General features: G+C 67.1%; 20 protein-coding genes. 3 read left to right on the forward strand and 17 right to left on the reverse strand.

Going from position 1 to position 17,740, the window contains the following annotated elements; all coding sequences use genetic code 11:
• Window positions 1–69: 69 nt before the first annotated feature.
• The 12 genes from recX to rlmE form a co-directional block, all read right to left on the reverse strand.
• Window positions 70–561 carry a recombination regulator RecX gene (recX, locus tag ACUVWL_RS09590; protein WP_005409024.1) on the reverse strand — a complete coding sequence of 164 codons (492 nt, stop codon included), beginning with the start codon at window positions 559–561 and terminating at the stop codon, window positions 70–72.
• A 110-nt stretch (window positions 562–671) separates the two neighbouring features.
• Window positions 672–1,709 carry a recombinase RecA gene (gene recA, locus ACUVWL_RS09595; protein WP_005412937.1) on the reverse strand — a complete coding sequence of 346 codons (1,038 nt, stop codon included), beginning with the start codon at window positions 1,707–1,709 and terminating at the stop codon, window positions 672–674.
• A gap of 204 nt (window positions 1,710–1,913) precedes the next feature.
• The gene (gene lexA / locus ACUVWL_RS09600) at window positions 1,914–2,549 is read right to left on the reverse strand and encodes a transcriptional repressor LexA (RefSeq protein ID WP_032962190.1); all 636 of its coding nucleotides are present in this window, start codon (window positions 2,547–2,549) and stop codon (window positions 1,914–1,916) included.
• A gap of 210 nt (window positions 2,550–2,759) precedes the next feature.
• Window positions 2,760–4,442, reverse strand: coding sequence for a 2-polyprenylphenol 6-hydroxylase (gene ubiB, locus ACUVWL_RS09605; protein WP_032962195.1), 1,683 nt, complete (start codon window positions 4,440–4,442; stop codon window positions 2,760–2,762).
• Window positions 4,443–4,476: 34 nt separating this feature from the next.
• Window positions 4,477–4,971 (reverse strand): CinA family protein, encoded by a 495-nt coding sequence (locus tag ACUVWL_RS09610; RefSeq protein WP_329857532.1) that lies wholly within the window; start codon window positions 4,969–4,971, stop codon window positions 4,477–4,479.
• Between the two features lie 119 nt (window positions 4,972–5,090).
• On the reverse strand, window positions 5,091–6,401 hold the full coding sequence (gene hflX / locus ACUVWL_RS09615) for a ribosome rescue GTPase HflX (RefSeq protein ID WP_445979127.1): 1,311 nt from the start codon (window positions 6,399–6,401) through the stop codon (window positions 5,091–5,093).
• 14 nt (window positions 6,402–6,415) lie between these two features.
• The gene (gene hfq / locus ACUVWL_RS09620; protein WP_004152891.1) at window positions 6,416–6,691 is read right to left on the reverse strand and encodes an RNA chaperone Hfq; all 276 of its coding nucleotides are present in this window, start codon (window positions 6,689–6,691) and stop codon (window positions 6,416–6,418) included.
• Between the two features lie 96 nt (window positions 6,692–6,787).
• The gene (miaA, locus tag ACUVWL_RS09625) at window positions 6,788–7,741 is read right to left on the reverse strand and encodes a tRNA (adenosine(37)-N6)-dimethylallyltransferase MiaA (RefSeq protein ID WP_014646715.1); all 954 of its coding nucleotides are present in this window, start codon (window positions 7,739–7,741) and stop codon (window positions 6,788–6,790) included.
• Window positions 7,741–8,637, reverse strand: coding sequence for a dihydropteroate synthase (folP, locus tag ACUVWL_RS09630; RefSeq protein WP_197621514.1), 897 nt, complete (start codon window positions 8,635–8,637; stop codon window positions 7,741–7,743). The genes miaA and folP overlap by 1 nt, the downstream gene beginning before the upstream one ends.
• A 480-nt stretch (window positions 8,638–9,117) precedes the next feature.
• Window positions 9,118–9,303 carry a hypothetical protein gene (locus ACUVWL_RS09635; protein ID WP_014646713.1) on the reverse strand — a complete coding sequence of 62 codons (186 nt, stop codon included), beginning with the start codon at window positions 9,301–9,303 and terminating at the stop codon, window positions 9,118–9,120.
• A gap of 99 nt (window positions 9,304–9,402) precedes the next feature.
• On the reverse strand, window positions 9,403–11,337 hold the full coding sequence (gene ftsH, locus ACUVWL_RS09640) for an ATP-dependent zinc metalloprotease FtsH (protein ID WP_005409015.1): 1,935 nt from the start codon (window positions 11,335–11,337) through the stop codon (window positions 9,403–9,405).
• A gap of 69 nt (window positions 11,338–11,406) precedes the next feature.
• A complete protein-coding gene (gene rlmE / locus ACUVWL_RS09645; protein WP_005409014.1) occupies window positions 11,407–12,039 on the reverse strand; it encodes a 23S rRNA (uridine(2552)-2'-O)-methyltransferase RlmE in 633 nt (210 codons plus the stop codon).
• A gap of 65 nt (window positions 12,040–12,104) precedes the next feature.
• Between rlmE and yhbY the strand changes: the two genes are divergently transcribed.
• Together yhbY and ACUVWL_RS09655 are read left to right on the forward strand one after the other, a co-directional pair.
• On the forward strand, window positions 12,105–12,410 hold the full coding sequence (gene yhbY, locus ACUVWL_RS09650) for a ribosome assembly RNA-binding protein YhbY (protein ID WP_004152868.1): 306 nt from the start codon (window positions 12,105–12,107) through the stop codon (window positions 12,408–12,410).
• Between the two features lie 13 nt (window positions 12,411–12,423).
• Complete coding sequence (locus tag ACUVWL_RS09655) at window positions 12,424–12,798, forward strand: Mth938-like domain-containing protein (RefSeq protein ID WP_014646710.1); 375 nt, start codon at window positions 12,424–12,426, stop codon at window positions 12,796–12,798.
• A 27-nt stretch (window positions 12,799–12,825) separates the two neighbouring features.
• Here ACUVWL_RS09655 and ACUVWL_RS09660 read toward each other — a convergent pair whose 3' ends face one another.
• From ACUVWL_RS09660 to surE, 5 genes are all read right to left on the reverse strand, one after another.
• Window positions 12,826–13,314 (reverse strand): hypothetical protein, encoded by a 489-nt coding sequence (locus tag ACUVWL_RS09660; protein WP_046429909.1) that lies wholly within the window; start codon window positions 13,312–13,314, stop codon window positions 12,826–12,828.
• 785 nt (window positions 13,315–14,099) lie between these two features.
• Entirely contained in the window at window positions 14,100–14,885 is a 786-nt protein-coding gene (locus ACUVWL_RS09665; protein WP_032959180.1) for a peptidoglycan DD-metalloendopeptidase family protein, read from the reverse strand.
• Window positions 14,882–15,496 (reverse strand): YqaA family protein, encoded by a 615-nt coding sequence (locus tag ACUVWL_RS09670; protein WP_014646707.1) that lies wholly within the window; start codon window positions 15,494–15,496, stop codon window positions 14,882–14,884. The genes ACUVWL_RS09665 and ACUVWL_RS09670 overlap by 4 nt, the downstream gene beginning before the upstream one ends.
• 18 nt (window positions 15,497–15,514) lie before the next feature.
• Window positions 15,515–16,192 carry a protein-L-isoaspartate(D-aspartate) O-methyltransferase gene (locus tag ACUVWL_RS09675; RefSeq protein WP_010485977.1) on the reverse strand — a complete coding sequence of 226 codons (678 nt, stop codon included), beginning with the start codon at window positions 16,190–16,192 and terminating at the stop codon, window positions 15,515–15,517.
• Window positions 16,189–16,968, reverse strand: a complete 780-nt coding sequence (gene surE, locus ACUVWL_RS09680; protein WP_032959183.1) for a 5'/3'-nucleotidase SurE — start codon at window positions 16,966–16,968, stop codon at window positions 16,189–16,191. The genes ACUVWL_RS09675 and surE overlap by 4 nt, the downstream gene beginning before the upstream one ends.
• 209 nt (window positions 16,969–17,177) lie before the next feature.
• On the opposite strand from surE, the gene ACUVWL_RS09685 reads away from it, so the two are divergent.
• Entirely contained in the window at window positions 17,178–17,717 is a 540-nt protein-coding gene (locus tag ACUVWL_RS09685; protein ID WP_032959185.1) for a Smr/MutS family protein, read from the forward strand.
• The last annotated feature ends 23 nt before the right edge of the window (window positions 17,718–17,740 follow it).

Genomic DNA, 17,740 nt, shown 5'->3' on the forward strand with positions numbered 1-17,740 from the left:
GGCCGCGTTGGCCAGGGTCGCGAGGGACCGCCGAAAACCTAAAGGGTATCAGGCCCGGCGCCGCCAGTCTCAGTCATCCGGGTCGTAGCGGGTCGCGCGGCGGATGCTGTCGCCGTCGAAGCCCCGCCGGGCCAGCAGATCGGCAGCCTTGCGCCGCTGCGTCAGGTCCTGCGGACCGGCCTCGCCAAAGCGTCGGCGGACCAGATCACGGGCGTTTTCCTGCCAGTCGCCTTCGTAGCTGTCCATCGCTGCGGCAATCGCGGCACTGTCCAGGCCATGGGTCCCCAGCTCGGCGCGGACATGGATCGGCCCATAACCGGTGTTGGCGCGCATCCTCACCAGGTTCTCGGCAAAACGGGTGTCGTCCTGCCAGCCGGCCTCGGTCAACTTGGCGACAGCGGCCTGCGCGGCTTCGTCTTCGATGCCACGGGCCGTCAGCTTGCGGGTGAGTTCCTTGCGCGAGTGCTCGCGGCGGACCAGCAGGCCCAACGCCCGTTGCACGGGGGTCTGCTCACGCGGCCGGCGCTTGCGGCCGGTCGGAATGTCTTCGGCGTCGGACATGGGTACTCCAAGGGTGGCGCCATCCGTGGCGCCCAGCCCATCCCTGGGCGATTCGAACCTGCGGGACAGGGCGACGTCACTGACGGCGCCACCCTGCCCCACAGCAAGCCTTATTCGTCTTCGCCTTCGTCGTCGCCTTCCTCGCGGGCCGCTTCGGCCGGCTGGAATTTCTCGCGCAGCTCGGCCTCGAGCTTGGCGGCGACAGTCGGGTTGTCGCGCAGGTAGCCGCGGGCGTTGTCCTTGCCCTGGCCAATGCGTTCTTCACCGTAGCTGTACCAGGCGCCAGCCTTCTCCACCAGCTTGGCATCCACACCCATGTCGATCAGCTCGCCTTCACGGCTGATGCCTTCGCCATACAGGATTTCGGTGATGACCTGCTTGAACGGAGGTGCCAGCTTGTTCTTGACGACCTTGATCTTGGTCTGGTTACCGATGATCTCGTCACCCTTCTTGATCGCGCCGATACGGCGGATGTCCAGGCGGACCGAGGCGTAGAACTTGAGCGCGTTGCCACCGGTGGTGGTTTCCGGGCTCTGGCCCGGCATCATCACGCCGATCTTCATGCGCAGCTGGTTGATGAAGATCACCAAGGTGTTGGAGCGCTTGATGTTGCCGGTCAGCTTGCGCAGCGCCTGGCTCATCAGGCGGGCCTGCAGGCCTGGCAGCTGGTCGCCCATCTCGCCTTCGATTTCGGCCTTCGGGGTCAGCGCGGCAACCGAGTCGATCACCAGGATGTCCACCGAACCCGAACGGACCAGCATGTCGGCGATTTCCAGCGCCTGCTCACCGGTGTCCGGCTGCGACAGCAGCAGGTCGTCCACGTTCACGCCCAGCTTGGCGGCGTAGATCGGGTCCAGCGCGTGCTCGGCGTCGATGAAGGCCGCGGTGCCGCCCATCTTCTGGCATTCGGCGATGGCCTGCAGGGTCAAGGTGGTCTTGCCCGAGGATTCCGGCCCGTAGATCTCAACGACACGGCCCTTTGGCAGACCACCAATGCCCAGCGCGATGTCGAGCATCAGCGAACCGGTCGGGATGGCTTCGACGGGCTCGACCACGCGGTCGCCCATGCGCATCACCGAGCCCTTGCCGAACTGCTTTTCGATCTGGCCCAGAGCTGCAGCGAGGGCGCGCTTCTTGTTCTCGTCCATCGGATTGGTCCTTGCAGAGGTCGTGTCGTTGGAGGTGCTGTCTTTGGGGGTCTTCTTTGCCATGGGCTCACTTTAAGTCGGACGTATCGCACAGGCTGAGATTCTGCCCGGCGCTCTGAAAAGAATTATCGGACATCCGTACCAACCTCAGTGGAACCAGAGAATCGCCACAAAAGACCGCGGGGTAATGCGCTACGGAACGGGTCAACGGTTGGGCCGCAACAGGCCGCAATAGAGGCCCTCGATCGCGAAGTCCTGATCCGGCAGCACCTCGATCGGCTTGTAGTCGGGATTGCGCGGCAGCAGGCGGATGCGATCCTTGGCGATCTTCAGCAGCTTGACCGTGATCTCGTCATCGATGCGGGCCACCACGATCTGCCCGGAATGGGCGTCGCGGGTGCGGTGCACGCCGATCAGGTCACCGTCGAAGATGCCCTCATCGATCATCGAGTCGCCCTGCACCTTCAGCAGGTAGTCCGGCGCCGGCGAGAAGAACACCCGGTCCAGCACCACGAAATCGTCCGAGCCGATGTCGGCGCCGATCGGCAGGCCGGCCGCAACCCGGCCCAGCACCGGCAGCCGCAGCACGCTGTCGGCCAGGCCCGGCTCGGCCAGCTTCTCGACCGGCGGTGCCTGCACCAGGCGGATGCCGCGGGCCTGACCCGGGATGCGACGGATCGCACCGGCCTGCTCCAGGGCTTCCAGGTGGTACTGGGCCGCGCGCACGCCCTTGAAGCCGAATGCGCGTGCGATTTCAGTCTGCGACGGCGGTGCGCCTTCGCTCTCGATACGCTCGGCGATCAACTGCAGGATCGCCTGCTGGGTGTCGGTCAGGTCCATGGTTAGTAGTATTACTACTAATATGCGCGACTGCAAGTGCCGGGGCGATCGGGGTGGTGCGGGCTTGTTGGGCCGAGGCATGCTCGGCAGTCGCGCGAATGACGGGGCCGACCCAGGCAAGAGCAGCCGAGCATGGCTCGGCTCTACAGGAATCGCTGCGCGATTCTGCGGTTCCTGTGGAACCGCAACAGGCGCACTTCGTGCACCTGCCTACGTGTGCTTGCCGCTTCTCCATATCGAAACCAGGATCCATACGCCGCAGAAGCCGGCGCCGATGAATCCGCACACGCCCAGCGCCAGCAACCAGCGGCTGGAAACCCCGCCGACGCTGTGCATCACGATCGACGAGCCGATGATCAGCGCGGCCGTGATCACGCCCACCACCAGTCGGTTCGCGGCCCGGTTCACCTGCTCGCCAAAGCCCTGCAGCGCGGTGGTCTCCACCTTCAGCTGGAGGCGCCCACGGCGCGCTGCCTGGACCAGCTTGCGCAGGTCGCGCGGCAACTCGCCGGCGAAGTCGACCAGGCCCAACAGGCTGCGCCGGCCGCGCTTGAGCAGCGCCCTGGGCGCATAACGCTGCAGCACCACGCGCTCCAGGAACGGGCGGGCGGCGCTGGCCATGTCGAAATCCGGATCCAGCTGCCGGCCCATGCCTTCCAGGGTCAGGAAGGCCTTGATCATCAGTGCCAGGTCGGCCGGCAGGGTCAGGCTGTAGCTGCGCAGCAGCTGGGTGATGTCGCCCAGCATCAGGCCGATGCGCAGATCCTTCAGCGGCACGCCACGGTACTGGTCGACGAACTGGCTGATGTCGTGCTGCAGCCGGTTCTCGTCCACTTCCACGCCGCCGGCCCAGTCCAGCAGCACGTCGGCCACGCCCTGCGGGTCCTGCTCGACCAGGCCGTGCAGCAGTTGCGCGACCTGGAAGCGGCGCACTTCGGACAGCGCACCGACCATGCCGAAATCGATCACGCCGATGCGGCCGTCACGCAGGTAGATGATGTTGCCGGGGTGTGGATCGGCGTGGAAGCTGCCGTCCTCCAGCACCATCTTCAGCACGATGCCGGCACCACGCCGCGCCAGCTCGCGCCGGTCCAGGCCCGCCGCATCGACGCCGGCCAGATCGCGGCCGGGAATGCCGTCGACGAAGTCCTGCACGTTCAGGCTCTCGCAGGTCCACTGCCAGTGCACCTTCGGAATCAGTATGTCGTCGCGGCCGCTGAAGTTGCGCGCGATGCGTTCGGCATTGCGGCATTCGGCGGCAAAATCCAGCTCGCGGCGCAGCGATACGGTGAACTGCTGCACGACCTCGGCCGGGCGATAGCGACGCAGGTCCGGCAACCGGGCCTCGACGATCTCGGCCAGCCGCGCCAGCAGCCGCAGGTCGGCCTCGACCACGTCGCGGATGCCGGGACGCCGCACCTTCAGCACCACCTCACGACCATCATGCAGCCGCGCGCGATGGGCCTGCGCCAGCGAGGCGGCGGCCATCGGGGTTTCGTCAAGGAAGGCGAATACCTCCGCCGGCGACGCGCCCAGGTCGGCTTCGAGCTGCCCGCGGATCTCGGCGTACGGCAGGGCCGGCACCGCGTTCTGCAGTTCGGACAGCTCGGCAATCCACTCCGGCGGCAACAGGTCGACGCGCGTTGCCAGCACCTGGCCAAGCTTGACGAAGGTCGGGCCAAGATCCTGCATCGCACTGCGCACGCGCACCGGTGCGGTCATCCGCAGCAGCTCCTGCCGGTCCTCGTTCCAGTGCAACAGGCGCCCTGCCCGCTCCAGCGTGCTGGCCAGGCCGATGCGCCGAACCACGTCGCCGAAGCCGTAGCGGATCAGGACAACGGCGATTTCCTGCAGTCGGCCCAGGTCACGGACCGTGCCCAGCGTTTCCCACATCATGCGTGCTCCGGACGGTTACCGGAGCAGCATGTCACAGCTGGGCGTCGATACCGTGCAATGCCGCCGCCACGGTTTGCCGGCGGATGGCTTCGCGGTCGCCATCGAACTGGAACAACTCGGCGCGGGCGTAACCACCGCGGCGCTTCCAGCCGATCCAGACACTGCCGACTGGCTTGTCCGGACTGCCACCGCCGGGGCCGGCGATACCGGTCACCGCCACGGCGATGCCGGCACCGGAATTGACCAGCGCACCGGACACCATCTCCAGAACGGTTTCGCGACTGACCGCGCCGAACTGTTCCAGCGTCTGCGCACGCACGCCCAGCAGGCGCTGCTTGGCTTCATAGCTGTAGACCACCATGCCGCAGTCGAAGAACGCCGAAGAACCGGCGATGTCGGTCATGCACTTGGCGATCCAGCCGCCACTGCAGCTTTCGGCCGTGACCAGCTGCAGCGAGGCCTGTTGCAGGCGCTGCCCGAGCGCGGCGGACTGGGCATTGAGATCGGCGTCGGTGGGGATGGACATCGGCATGACGGTGGGGTGAAGAACCCCGTTGTACCGCAGATGACAGCCGGATGTCGCGCCCCTCCGGCACGATTGCGTTGCCGGCCAGCGGCCGGCACCACCAGCCATGGGCCGCTAGCTCACCACTCCGGCAGTTTCTCCGGCAGCAGCGCCCGGATCGGCGCGCCATCGGCACTGGCGGCCAGCTTCTCGGCTTCGGCAATCGGCAGGTCCACCTGCAGCAGCCAGCCCTCTTCATCGGCCTGTTCGCTGCGGATCACTTCCAGCTGGTGCAGGCGCGCACGCAGGCGGCCGGCATCCGGCGGCAGGCGCAATTCACCGGTCACGTGCTGCAGGCCAAGGCGCTTGCCCAGCACTGCCTGCAGCAGCTCAAGGCCCTGCCCGTCACGCGCGGAAATCCAGACACGTTCACGACGCGACTCGTCGGGCACGCCATCCTGGCCATCGTGGCGGACGTCGGCACCGTCGATGCGGTCGATCTTGTTGAACACCAGCAGCTGCGGCAGGTCACCGGCACCGACCGCGGTCAGCACCTCGTCCACCTGCGCGATGCGCTCCTCGCGGTGCGGATCGGCGGCGTCGACCACATGCAGCAGGAAATCGGCCTCGCGTGCCTCGGACAGCGTCGAGCGGAACGCGGCGACCAGATCATGCGGCAGGTCGCGGACGAAACCGACGGTGTCGGCCAGCACCACGCTGCCGCCCGGGACCGCGATGCGGCGCACGGTCGGGTCCAGCGTGGCGAACAGCTGGTCGGCGGCATAGGCCTCGGCGCCGGTCATGGCGTTGAACAGGGTCGATTTGCCGGCGTTGGTGTAGCCCACCAGGGCCACGCGCGGCAGCTCGCTGCGCACACGCGCACGGCGCATCTGGGTGCGCTGCACTTCAACCTTCTCCAGGCGCTTCTGCAGCTGCTCGACCCGCTTCTGCAACAGGCGGCGGTCGGTTTCCAGCTGGGTTTCACCCGGGCCACGCAGGCCGATCGAACCGCCGCGCTGGCGCTCCAGGTGGGTCCAGCCGCGAACCAATCGCGTGGCCAGGTGACGCAGCTGCGCCAGCTCGACCTGCAGCTTGCCCTCGTGGCTGTGTGCACGCTGGGCAAAGATGTCCAGGATCAGACCGGTGCGGTCGATCACCCGGCGCTCGAGGAAGCGTTCCAGGTTGCGCTCCTGACCCGGGCTCAGCGCATGGTTGACCAGGATCAGGTCGGCGCCACTGGCATCGGCCGCGGCCTTGATCTCGTCCAGCTTGCCGCTGCCGATCAGGGTTGACGGATTCGGACGGTCCAGGCGCGCGGTGATCGTCGCGGCGATGCTGGCCCCAGCCGAGCGGGCCAGATCACCGAACTCTTCCAGCACATCCTCTTCCAGCTTGCCGAAATGGGGCTGGATCAACAGGGCGTGTTCGCCCTTTTTCGAGCGGTCAAACATTCACCGCTCCGGTATTACTCGTCTGCTTCATCACCTGCCTGACCACCTTCACCCGACTGCACGTAACCACCGCCCGGACCGACCTTCACGTTGCGTGCCGGAACCACCGTGGAAATGGCGTGCTTGTAGACCATCTGACTGACCGTGTTGCGCAGCAGGACCACGAACTGGTCGAACGACTCGATCGTGCCCTGCAGCTTGATGCCGTTCACCAGGTACACCGAAACCGGCACGCGCTCGCGCCGCAGTGCGTTCAAGAAAGGATCCTGCAGCGATTGCCCCTTGGACATTGCACACTCCTGATTATTGTTCTTATTGGGTTGCCGACGGTTGCCACGGCCCCCGAGCCGCCCGCCGACCGATGATGTTACACGGCTGGCGGGGGTTCAGCGTGCGACGAAGGCCGACACCGCGCCGGCAAGGCGCTCCTGGTCGATATGGGGGTCGAACCAGCGCGCATCAAGCTCGCCGCGCAGCCACGTCAGCTGGCGCTTGGCCAGCTGGCGGGTGGCGAAGATCGCCTTGTCACGGAAACGGGCGGCATCACCCTCCCCGTCCAAGTACTCCCAGGCCTGGCGATAGCCGACCGCACGCACCGCCGGCAGGTCCAACGGGGCCTCCACGGCGGCCATTTCCGGCATCGCGCGCAGTGCCCGCACTTCGTCCAGGAAGCCCTGCGCCAGCATGGTGTCGAAGCGCGCCTCGATGCGCTGGTGCAGTACCGCGCGGTCACGCGGGGCCAGGATCAGCTTGAGGGTGCGCACCGGCAGCGGCGCCACGCCCGGACGGCGCTGCCATTCAGTGATGGGCGTGCCGGTCAGGCGATAGACCTCCAGTGCCCGCTGGATGCGTTGCGGGTCGGTGGCATGGATGCGTGCGGCGGCGGCCGGATCGACCTCGGCCAGCTCTGCGTGCAATGCCGCCCAGCCCCGCTCGGCCGCCTCGGTGCTGAGTGCTTCGCGCATCACCGGGTCGGCCTCCGGCATCGGCGACAGGCCCTGCAGCAGGGCCCGGAAGTACAGCCCCGTGCCACCTGCCAGGATCGGCGTTTTGCCGCGTGCCACGATGTCGGCCACGACCCGGCCGGCATCGGCGGCGAACTCGGCCGCCGAATAGGTCTGCCAGGGATCGCGCAGGTCCAGCAGATGGTGCGGCGCCTGTGCACGCTCGGCCGCATCAGGCTTGGCCGAGCCGATGTCCAGGTGGCGGTATACCAGCGCCGAATCGACGCTGACGATTTCGCCGTCCAGTTGCTGTGCCAAAGCGATTGCGGTGGCGGTCTTGCCACTGGCGGTCGGCCCCATCACGGCGATCGCCAGCGGCCGCCGATCGACGCCCATCAGTCTTCGTCCGGCCAGCGGATCGTCGGCGCAGCGTCGGCACGCGGCGTCGGCACGGCCTCCACTGCCTGCCAGATCTTCAGCGCATCGACGGTGGCCGCCACGTCATGCACGCGCACGATGCGCGCGCCACGTTGGACCGCGATCAGGTGCGCGGCCACCGAAGCCGCCACGCGTTCGGAGGGCGTGTCGCGGCCAGTGAGTTCTCCCAGGCTGCGCTTGCGTGACAGGCCGGCCAGCACCGGCACCCCCAGTTCCAGGAAGCGCTCCGAACGCGCCAGCAGGGTCATGTTGTGGGCGGTGCTCTTGCCGAAGCCAAAACCAAGGTCGATCAGCAGGTTCTTCTTCGCGATGCCCGCCATCTCGGCAGCGAACAGGCGCTGCACCAGGAAACCATGCACCTCGGCGACCACGTCGTCGTAGTGCGGATCGGCCTGCATGTGGCCCGGCTCGCCCTGCATGTGCATCAGCACCACCGGCACGCCGGTTTCAGCGGCGGCGTCCAGCGCCCCCTCCTGACGCAGGCCGAAGATGTCGTTGATCATGCCGGCGCCAGCGGCCACCGCCGCGCGCATCACCTCCGGTTTGAAGGTGTCGATGCTGATCGGCACCCGGGTGCGTGCGGCCAGCTGCTCGATCACCGGAATCACCCGGCGCAGCTCCTCCTCGACCGAGACCGGCGCAGCGCCCGGCCGGGTCGATTCGCCGCCGATGTCCAGCAGGTCCGCGCCCTCCTCGACCAGCTTGAGGCCATGTGCGACCGCGGCCTCGGTGGTGTCGTGCGCACCGCCATCGGAGAAGGAGTCCGGGGTGACGTTGACGATGCCCATGACCCGGGCACGGTCGAGGCGCAGGATGCGGCCGGCGCAATCGAGCTGGGGCGAGGTATCGAACATGGGCAATCCTGCAGGGACGACGGCGGGTAGTTTAGTTCGGCAGGGCGGCGCCCTGCACCCGCAGAGGCCCGGGCTACAGCAACAGCGGAAGCAACAGCCGAAGCAACAGCCGAAGCAACAGCAGGTGTACTGAGGGATGGCGTGGGGTCAGATCCGTTTTCCTACGGAAAACGGATCTGACCCCGAATTGATTCGATATCTGACAGAGATTCATCCACGCATGGCGTGGATCTACCGTGTCGACCAAGGTCGACACCTACCAACAGCGGCCGGAATCTGTCAGAGGTGGGGCGGTGTCGGAGGGCGGGGTGTCAGCCGCATGGATGCGGCTGCCAAGCCCCCATGGATGGGTTCACGGCGTCCCCGCCCTCCGACACCGCCCCACCAAATCGCGGAATGCAGCTGTTGCTGTTGCTGCTGAGGTTGCCGGCCAGCGGCCGGCACTACCGCGGGTGCAGGGCGCAGCCCTGCGGACACCCCTCAACGGCGGCGGCGCTTGCGGTCCACGTACAGGGTTCTGGCGATGCTCAGCACGATGCCGACACCGATACCCACCACGCAGCCCAGCAGCAGGTTGTCGGCGCCCAGCCCTACGCCCACGCCGACCACGGTGGCGATGATCATTTCGGCGGTGTGGGAAATCGGTTCGGGCTTCGGGGCGGACATGCAGGCTCCAGCATCAGTTCGGTTCGGAAGGGGCCGAAGGCCCGGAAACGACAAGGCCGGGTTTCCCCGGCCTCGTCTGGTGTTACGTGCAGCGGGCCGTCAATGCGATTCGGCCGGGCCTGCGATCGGCGGCAGCGGGCGGGCGTCGCCGCCCTTGTCGTTGCCACCGTCCTTGTTCGACTTGCTCCAGCCCGCCGGCGGCGGCGGATCGCGGCCTTCCATGATGGCGTCGATCTGCGGTGCGTCGATGGTCTCGTACTGCAGCAGCAGCTGCGACATCGCATGCAGCTTGTCGATGTTCTCGGTCAACAGCTGGGTGGTGCGGGCATAGGCCTTGTCGAGGATGTTGCGCACTTCCTCGTCGATCCGGCGCGCCGTGTCGTTGGACACGCTCTTGTGCTGGGTGACCGAACGCCCCAGGAACACCTCGTCGTCCTCTTCGCCATAGGCGATCGGGCCGAGCTGCTCCGACAGGCCCCACTTGGTGACCATGTTGCGGGCCATCTTGGTTGCGCGCTCGATGTCGTTGGAGGCGCCGGTGGTGACCTTGTCCTCGCCGAAGATCAGCTCTTCGGCGACACGGCCGCCGTACAGGGAGCACAGCTGCGACTGGATCGCCACGCGGTTCATCGAGTACTTGTCGCCTTCCGGCAGGTACATCGTCACGCCCAGCGCACGGCCGCGCGGAATGATGGTGACCTTGTAGACCGGATCGTGCTCGGGCACCAGGCGGCCGACGATGGCGTGACCCGCTTCGTGGTACGCGGTCAGGGTCTTCTCGTCCTCGCTCATGGCCATCGAGCGGCGCTCGGCACCCATCAGGATCTTGTCACGGGCACGGTCGAAGTGGTCCATGCGGACTTCCTTCTCGTTGCCGCGCGCGGCGAACAGGGCCGCCTCGTTGCAGAGGTTGGCCAGGTCGGCGCCGGAGAAGCCGGGGGTACCACGTGCGATCACCATCGGCTCGACATCGTCGGCCAGCGGCAGCTTGCGCATGTGGACCTTCAGGATGTGCTCGCGGCCCTTCACGTCCGGCAGGCCGACCACCACCTGGCGGTCGAAACGGCCCGGACGCAGCAGCGCCGGATCCAGCACGTCCGGACGGTTGGTCGCGGCGATCACGATCACGCCTTCGCCGCCTTCAAAACCGTCCATCTCGACCAGCAGCTGGTTCAGGGTCTGCTCGCGCTCGTCATGACCGCCGCCCAGGCCGGCGCCACGGTGGCGACCGACGGCATCGATTTCGTCGATGAAGATGATGCACGGGGCGTGCTTCTTGGCCTGCTCGAACATGTCACGCACGCGGCTGGCGCCCACGCCGACGAACATTTCCACGAAGTCCGAACCGGAGATCGAGAAGAACGGCACCTTGGCTTCGCCGGCAATGGCCTTGGCCAGCAGCGTCTTGCCGGTACCCGGCGGGCCCACCATCAGCACGCCGCGCGGAATCTTGCCGCCCAGCTTGGTGAACTTGGACGGGTCGCGCAGGAAGTCGACCAGCTCGCCCACTTCTTCCTTGGCCTCGTCGCAGCCGGCGACGTCGGCGAAGGTGACCTTGATCTGGTCCTCGCCCTGCAGCTTGGCGCGCGACTTGCCGAAGGACATCGCGCCCTTGGCACCGCCGCCACCGCCCTGCATCTGGCGCATGATGAACAGCCAGAAGCCGATGATCAGGATGACCGGCAGGAAATTCATCAGGATCGCGCCCAGGGAGATGCCGCTGGACGGCTCCTCCTGCACGATCTCCACGTTCTTGGTGCGCAGCACGTTGATCAGGTCACGATCGAACGGCGCGGTGATGGTGGACGACTGCCCACCGCGGGTGGTGTAGGTCAGCTGGCTGGTGCCGCCGCGCATGTCGCCGCCGAAGGCGACCTTCTGCACGTTGCCGCTGTCCACCTGGTCCAGGAACTGCGAGTACGACGCGCCCTGCGCGCCGGCCCCGGAGGACTTCGGCGAGAAGCTCTGGAAGACCACCATCAGCACGACGGCGACGACCACCCATAGCAGGAGGTTCTTGGTCAAGTCGTTCATCCTCATTGGCTCCGGTGTTCCTCTCAGTGCTGGCGTTGCGTTGGGGTCGAACTTGCGTACGTTGCGAGCTTACTTCATGTGGGCGCGTTTTCCCTGACCCAAGGCATACACCTCGGGAGAGCGCTTGCGCGACGCCTCCGGCTTGCGGATGGAGACCTTGTCGTAACGGCGGCGCATGTCGCGCACGTAGTCGTCAAAGCCCTCACCTTGGAACAGCTTGATCAGGAACGCCCCACCGGTCTTCAGGTGGTTGTCGGCAAAATCCAGGGCCAGCTCCGCCAGGTGCATCATCCGCGGCTGGTCGACCGCGCCTACACCACTCTTATTGGGGGCCATGTCCGACAGCACAAGGTCTACCGGCTGATCCCCGAGCATGGCTTCAAACTGCGATAGGACGGCTTCTTCCCTGAAGTCACCATGAAGGAACTCCACGCCGGCCAGCGGCGGCATGTCCAGGATGTCCAGCGCCAGCACGCGACCGGTGTCGCCGATCTGTCTCCGGACCTGCTGAGACCAGCCACCGGGGGCCGCGCCAAGGTCGACCACCACCATGTGCGGCTTCAGCAGGCGGTCACGTTCGAGCAGCTCCTCGAGCTTGTAGGCGGCGCGCGAGCGCATGCCCTCGGCCTGCGCCTTCTTCACGAAGGGGTCGGAGAAGTGTTCCTTGAGCCAGCGCTGGCTGCTTTTGCTGCGGGTAGCCATTGAAAATAGGGGCTGATGGGGTCCTCATGATACCCTGATCGTCCCATTCAACCGTGTTTTCCTGCATGTCCATCGCCCTGACCGCCTCCCAGACCCGTTTCCTGCGCGGCCAAGCCCACGACCTGAAGGCCCTGCTGCAGACCGGCGGCAAGGGTGTGACCCCAGCCTTCATCGCGGAGCTGAACGAAGTGCTGGAGCGCCACGAACTGGTCAAGGTGAAGGTCGCCGCAGAGGATCGCGACGCCCGTGATGTGATGATCGGCGAGATCGTCGAAGCCACCGAAAGCGCGCTGGTGCAGCGCATCGGCCACGTCGCGGTGCTGTACCGCCCGAGCAAGGAACAGCGCCAGATCGTGCTGCCGCGCGGCTGATCGTCCTACCGTCATGCAGCTGAACCACGAACCGCCGGATTACGCCTACAGCCTGCGTGCCGCAGATGGCCGCTCGGCCAAGGTGAATGACCAGGTGCTGGGCGGCAGTTTCTTCCTCACCCCGGACCAACTGGTCACGCACTGGCCGGTGGCAAGTGCCGCCGCGCTGCAGTTGGCGGACCTGGAGCCGATCCTGGCGCTGAATCCGGCGCTGATCGTGCTCGGCACGGGAGACCGTCAGGTATTCCCGCCCGCGGTGGTGATGGCCGCCTGTCTGTCGCGTGGCATCGGCCTGGAGGTGATGAACAATCCGGCCGCCGCGCGCACCTTCAACATTCTGGCCGGCGAAGGCCGCAAGGTCGCGGCCGCCTTCATCCTGGAAGGCTGAGTTCGAGCCGCCGGGTGCGCCCGGGCACTAGCTGCCCGAAGGTGTGCAGCGGAACGCGGAGAACGCCTGCAGCCGACCGATCAGGTTGCCACCCTGCCCCCAGCGGATATCCATGACCTTCCAGTCCGGGCCCTGCCGCTGCAGCAGGACCCGGTCGGTCCAGCGATAGTCGCCCACGGCCATGTCGACATGGACCCAGGTGGCGTCACCGCTCGATCCTGGCGCTCCCACCGTTATCGTCTCCGGCCGGTCCGGCGCCAACAGATACGGGCTCTGGTCGAGCATGTGCGGCTTCTCGTCGGGCGCGGCCAGTGCGGTGCAGGCCTGTTCATATGCACGCTGCGCATCGATGGCTGAGCGGAGGGCATCACCCAGCAGCGGAGCAATCGCCGTTTCGTTCGACTGCGGCGCCTGGATGGCGTCGTAGAGGCGGGTGACCACGTCACGTGGATCGCTGGCGGCGGTCGCCAACGGCGCGACGATGAGCAGCGCGAAAAGGGCTGTTGGGCGAGACATGCGGCACCGGATCGGGAGGCTGGTTCCGTTGAAGCATGCCGCTTCCCTGGCTTGTCGGGAAGCTTGAGATGTGCCACTCAAGGTCGCAAACGGCCACCCACGGCGGCCAGCGTACAGTGAGTCGAGCACGGCTCGACGCTACAGGTCGGGAACGCCGAGCATTGCCCGGCGCCACCCGATCCCACTGCCTCAACGCGCCGGCAGGTACTGCTGCGGGTCGACCGGCTTGCCGTTGTAGCGGGTGAGCCGGCGGTGTTTGCGGCCCATGGGCCGCACCGTCGGCGAACGCCCGGCGCGCTGCGCCGGGCCGGGGATCCGCCCGGATTATGAATCGACGATCAGCGCGCCGGCAGGTATTGCTGCGGGTCGACCGGCTTGCCGTTGTAGCGGGTGAGCCGGCGGTGTTTGCGGCCCATGGGCCGCGCCGTCGGCAAACGCCCGGCGCGCTGCGCCGGGCCGGGGATCCGCCCGGATTATGAATCGACGATCAGCGCGCCGGCAGGTACTGCTGCGGGTCGACCGGCTTGCCGTTGTAGCGGGTGAGCCGGCGGTGTTTGCGGCCCATGGGCCGCACCGTCGGCGAACGCCCGGCGCGCTGCGCCGGGCCGGGGATCCGCCCGGATTATGAATCGACGATCAGCGCGCCGGCAGGTACTGCTGCGGGTCGACCGGCTTGCCGTTGTAGCGGGTGAGCCGGCGGTGTTTGCGGCCCATGGGCCGCACCGTCGGCGAACGCCCGGCGCGCTGCGCCGGGCCGGGGATCCGCCCGGATTATGAATCGACGATCAGCGCGCCGGCAGGTATTGCTGCGGGTCGACCGGCTTGCCGTTGTAGCGGATCTCGAAGTGGACCATGTCGCGGTTCGCACCGGTGCGGCCCATCTCGGCGATCTGCTCACCGGCCTTCACGCTCTGCCCCTCATTCACCAGGCGCTTGCGGTTGTGGCCATAGGCCGACAGCCACTGGTCGCTGTGCTTGATGATGATCAGCTCGCCGTAGCCGACCAGGCCGGCGCCGGAGTACACCACCACACCGTTGGCGGTGGCCTTGACCGGCTGGCCGCTGGTACCGGCGATGTCCACGCCCTGCTTGGTCGCATCGCCGGCAACGTAGCGGCCGACGATCGCGCCATCGGCCGGCCAGCGCCAAGCGATGTTGCTCTTCACCGGACCGGCCGGCGCCGGAGTTGGCGCCGTGCTGCCGGCGCTGCTGCCACCCGAGCGCGGCGCGGTGACCACCGTGGTCGGCGCGCGGCCGCCGCTGGCACCGGCCGGATACAGCCGGATCACCTGCCCCGGATGGATGGTCGAGGGGTTGTCCAGGCTGTTCCAGGCAATCAGGTCGGCCGGGGTAATGTCATGGATGCGGGCCAGCGCATAGATGGTGTCGCCCTTGCGCACCACCACGGTCTGCCCGGGCTTGGGCACCGAGGTCTTCGGCGTGGTCACGCCACCACCGGTGCTGCCACCACCAGGACGAACCACAGTGGCGGTGCCGCAGGCGGCCAGGGTGGAAACCAGCAACGCCAGCGCGCCGATGCGCACTCCCTTGCTCAGACGATCAGGACTCATGCGAACTTCGACCTCCATACAAGCCAGGCGATCAGCACCACCACCAACGCGGTGGCGATCCAGCCCAGCGGTTCAATCCAGCGACGCAGTGCCGCTTCAGCACGCGCACCACCGATACGGATGACCGCAGCCAGCACGAACACGCGCTTGCCGCGACCGATCAGCATGCTCAACAGGTACTGCGGCATCGGTACGCCGACGATACCCGATGCCCACGTGAAGACCTTCATCGGGATGGGCATGAAGCCGCCCAGCACCAGGAAGGTGAACACCGCCCACGGCGATTCGGCCATCTTCGCCTGCACGGTGGTGATGCCCTGCTCGATCGCCGGCAGCATGCCCAGCACTTCAAACAGCGGCTTGATCGCCTCGAAAGCGTAGTGACCCAGCGCGTAGCCGACCAGCGCACCGACCATCGAGCCGGCCAGGCTGAGGGTGGCAAACCACCAGCCGCGCTTGGGCTGGGCCACGCACATCGGCGCCAGCATCACCTCCGGCATCACCGGGAAGATGATCGCCTCGAAGAAGCTCAACACCGTCAGATAGGTCGGCGCGCGTTCGTGCGCCGCCCACTTCATCGCCCGCTCGTACAGCGGCCCGAAAATCTTCATGCAACCCTGCTCCGTGGATTAGTCGAGCATGCCAGACAGCAGCGGCACGAACGTGACCGGCGCCAGCACGTGTTGTTCGATGCTGCCGTCGGCCTTGCGGTCCAGCTGTACCAGCGACTGCGCCCCAGGGCCACCGACCGGCGCCACCAGGCGGCCGCCTTCGGCCAGCTGCTCGATCAGGGCGTCGACCAGTGCCGGCGCCGCCGCAGTGACCACGATGGCATCGAACGGGCCGTGCTCGGCCCAGCCGACGCGGCCGTCGTCGTGCTTGGTGCGGATGTTCATGCCCAGCGCACGGAAGCGCTTGCGGGCCTGGCGCAGCAGATCACCAATGCGCTCCACGGTGTAGACCTCCAGGCCCAACGCGCCAAGGATGGCGGCCTGGTAACCGGAACCGGTACCGACTTCCAGCACCCGCTTCGGCGCGACCTGGAGCACTGCCTCGGTCATCCGCGCAACCACCCAGGGCTGCGAGATGGTCTGGCCATGGCCGATCGGCAGCGCGGTGTCTTCATAGGCACGCGAGGCCAGGGCTTCATCGATGAACAGATGGCGCGGCACCACCCGGATCGCGTTCAAGGTCGGCTCGTCGACGATGCCGGCTTCGCGCAGGCGGTCGACCAGGCGGTCACGCACGCGCTGCGAGGTCATGCCGATACCGACGGCTTCCGGCTGCAATCGCAGGCGTGGGCTCATGCCGGCTGGTCCAGCGCGGCGCTGAGGCCGCCGACCCAGCTGGCGACCTTCTCCAGCGCCTGGTAGCGGGTGAGGTCGACCTGGATCGGGGTGATCGAGATGTGGCCGGTGCGCACCGCGTGGAAATCGGTACCGGGACCGGAATCCTGCTCACGGCCGGCAGGGCCGATCCAGTACACCTCGTTGCCGCGCGGATCCTTCTGCGCGATGCAGCCTTCGGCACGATGGCGGTTGCCGAGGCGGGTGACCTCGAAGCCCTTGACCTCGCTCCACGGCAGGTCCGGCACGTTGACGTTGAGGATGGTGTCGGCCGGCAGCGGATCGGCCTTGAGCCGGGCGACAATCTCCACCGCAGCACGCGCGGCGGTCTCGAAGTGCTTCGGATCGTGGTTGCGGCTGACCAGCGAGACCGCCACCGCCGGCAGGCCGAGGAAGCGACCTTCCATCGCCGCCGAGACGGTGCCGGAATAGATCACGTCGTCGCCGAGATTGGCGGCGTTGTTGATGCCGGACACGACAATGTCAGGCTCGAATTCAAGCAGGCCGGTCAGCGCCAGGTGCACGCAGTCGGTGGGTGTACCGGCCACCGAAACGGTGTAATGGTCGATGCGCTTGAGCCGGATCGGCAGGTCCAGGGTCAGCGAGTTGCTGGCGCCGGAGCGATCGCGGTCGGGCGCAACCACCGTGACTTCGTGACCGGCCTCGCGCAGGACCGCGGCAAGCATCCGGATGCCTGCGGCGTCGACACCATCGTCATTGCTGACCAGGATTCGCATCTTCGATTTAACCGCTTGATTTTCCAAGAATTCGATTCCATCACCGTGCAGTGTGGGCGGGACCGTCGCGCTCCCCTGCGGAAGCGGTCGACCCTGCAAGGGCATCGTCTATTGTGCCGCATGCGGGCCGCCGGTCCTACCCTGTCAGCGGTCACGGCCGACATCGAACCGTCATAGGCAGACCTGCGCCGGCGGTTTACCCTGTGCGCATGTCGCACCCTGATGACGAAGATCCGGCCGCCTTGTTCCGTGCGGCCATCGGCGAAGTGAAGCCGCTGCGCAAGGATGCCGAGCCGGCACCTGCCGCGCCCCGGCCGAAACCGCGTGCGCGCATGGCCGAACGTGACGAGGCCGAAGCGGCCGGCGAGTTCGCCCGGCTGCTGCGCGACAGTGCGCCACTGGAAGCCGGCGACGTGGCCAGCTATCGCCGCGACAACCTGCCACCACGCCTGTTCCAGCGCCTCAAGCGCGGCCAGTACTCGGTGCAGGACGAACTGGATCTGCACGGCGCCACCGCCGCACAGGCCGAAGCCCTGCTGCGCCAGTTCCTGCTGGAAGCGCATGCACACGAGTACGGCTGCGTGCGCATCATCCACGGCAAGGGACTGCAGTCCGATGGCGGCGCACCGGTGCTGAAGAACCTGGTCGATCGCCTGCTGCGGCTGCGCAACGACGTGCTGGCATTCCATTCGGCACCGACCGGACAAGGCGGCACCGGCGCGGTACTGGTGCTGCTGGCGCGGCGTTGAAAAGGGGACGGAGGGAATTAAGT

It is taken from the genome of Stenotrophomonas muris (assembly GCF_052751275.1).

Coding starts and splice junctions, on each gene's coding strand:
- ACUVWL_RS09635 (WP_014646713.1), bottom strand. CDS start 9,303: ATGTCCGCCCCGAAGCCCGAACCGATTTCCCACACCGCCGAAATGATC.
- ftsH (WP_005409015.1), bottom strand. CDS start 11,337: ATGAACGACTTGACCAAGAACCTCCTGCTATGGGTGGTCGTCGCCGTC.
- yhbY (WP_004152868.1), top strand. CDS start 12,105: ATGTCCATCGCCCTGACCGCCTCCCAGACCCGTTTCCTGCGCGGCCAA.
- recX (WP_005409024.1), bottom strand. CDS start 561: ATGTCCGACGCCGAAGACATTCCGACCGGCCGCAAGCGCCGGCCGCGT.
- folP (WP_197621514.1), bottom strand. CDS start 8,637: ATGTTCGATACCTCGCCCCAGCTCGATTGCGCCGGCCGCATCCTGCGC.
- rlmE (WP_005409014.1), bottom strand. CDS start 12,039: ATGGCTACCCGCAGCAAAAGCAGCCAGCGCTGGCTCAAGGAACACTTC.
- ACUVWL_RS09675 (WP_010485977.1), bottom strand. CDS start 16,192: ATGAGCCCACGCCTGCGATTGCAGCCGGAAGCCGTCGGTATCGGCATG.
- ACUVWL_RS09665 (WP_032959180.1), bottom strand. CDS start 14,885: ATGAGTCCTGATCGTCTGAGCAAGGGAGTGCGCATCGGCGCGCTGGCG.
- miaA (WP_014646715.1), bottom strand. CDS start 7,741: ATGGGCGTCGATCGGCGGCCGCTGGCGATCGCCGTGATGGGGCCGACC.
- ACUVWL_RS09660 (WP_046429909.1), bottom strand. CDS start 13,314: ATGTCTCGCCCAACAGCCCTTTTCGCGCTGCTCATCGTCGCGCCGTTG.
- ACUVWL_RS09655 (WP_014646710.1), top strand. CDS start 12,424: ATGCAGCTGAACCACGAACCGCCGGATTACGCCTACAGCCTGCGTGCC.
- surE (WP_032959183.1), bottom strand. CDS start 16,968: ATGCGAATCCTGGTCAGCAATGACGATGGTGTCGACGCCGCAGGCATC.
- ubiB (WP_032962195.1), bottom strand. CDS start 4,442: ATGTGGGAAACGCTGGGCACGGTCCGTGACCTGGGCCGACTGCAGGAA.
- hflX (WP_445979127.1), bottom strand. CDS start 6,401: ATGTTTGACCGCTCGAAAAAGGGCGAACACGCCCTGTTGATCCAGCCC.
- ACUVWL_RS09685 (WP_032959185.1), top strand. CDS start 17,178: ATGTCGCACCCTGATGACGAAGATCCGGCCGCCTTGTTCCGTGCGGCC.
- ACUVWL_RS09670 (WP_014646707.1), bottom strand. CDS start 15,496: ATGAAGATTTTCGGGCCGCTGTACGAGCGGGCGATGAAGTGGGCGGCG.
- recA (WP_005412937.1), bottom strand. CDS start 1,709: ATGGACGAGAACAAGAAGCGCGCCCTCGCTGCAGCTCTGGGCCAGATC.
- lexA (WP_032962190.1), bottom strand. CDS start 2,549: ATGGACCTGACCGACACCCAGCAGGCGATCCTGCAGTTGATCGCCGAG.
- ACUVWL_RS09610 (WP_329857532.1), bottom strand. CDS start 4,971: ATGTCCATCCCCACCGACGCCGATCTCAATGCCCAGTCCGCCGCGCTC.
- hfq (WP_004152891.1), bottom strand. CDS start 6,691: ATGTCCAAGGGGCAATCGCTGCAGGATCCTTTCTTGAACGCACTGCGG.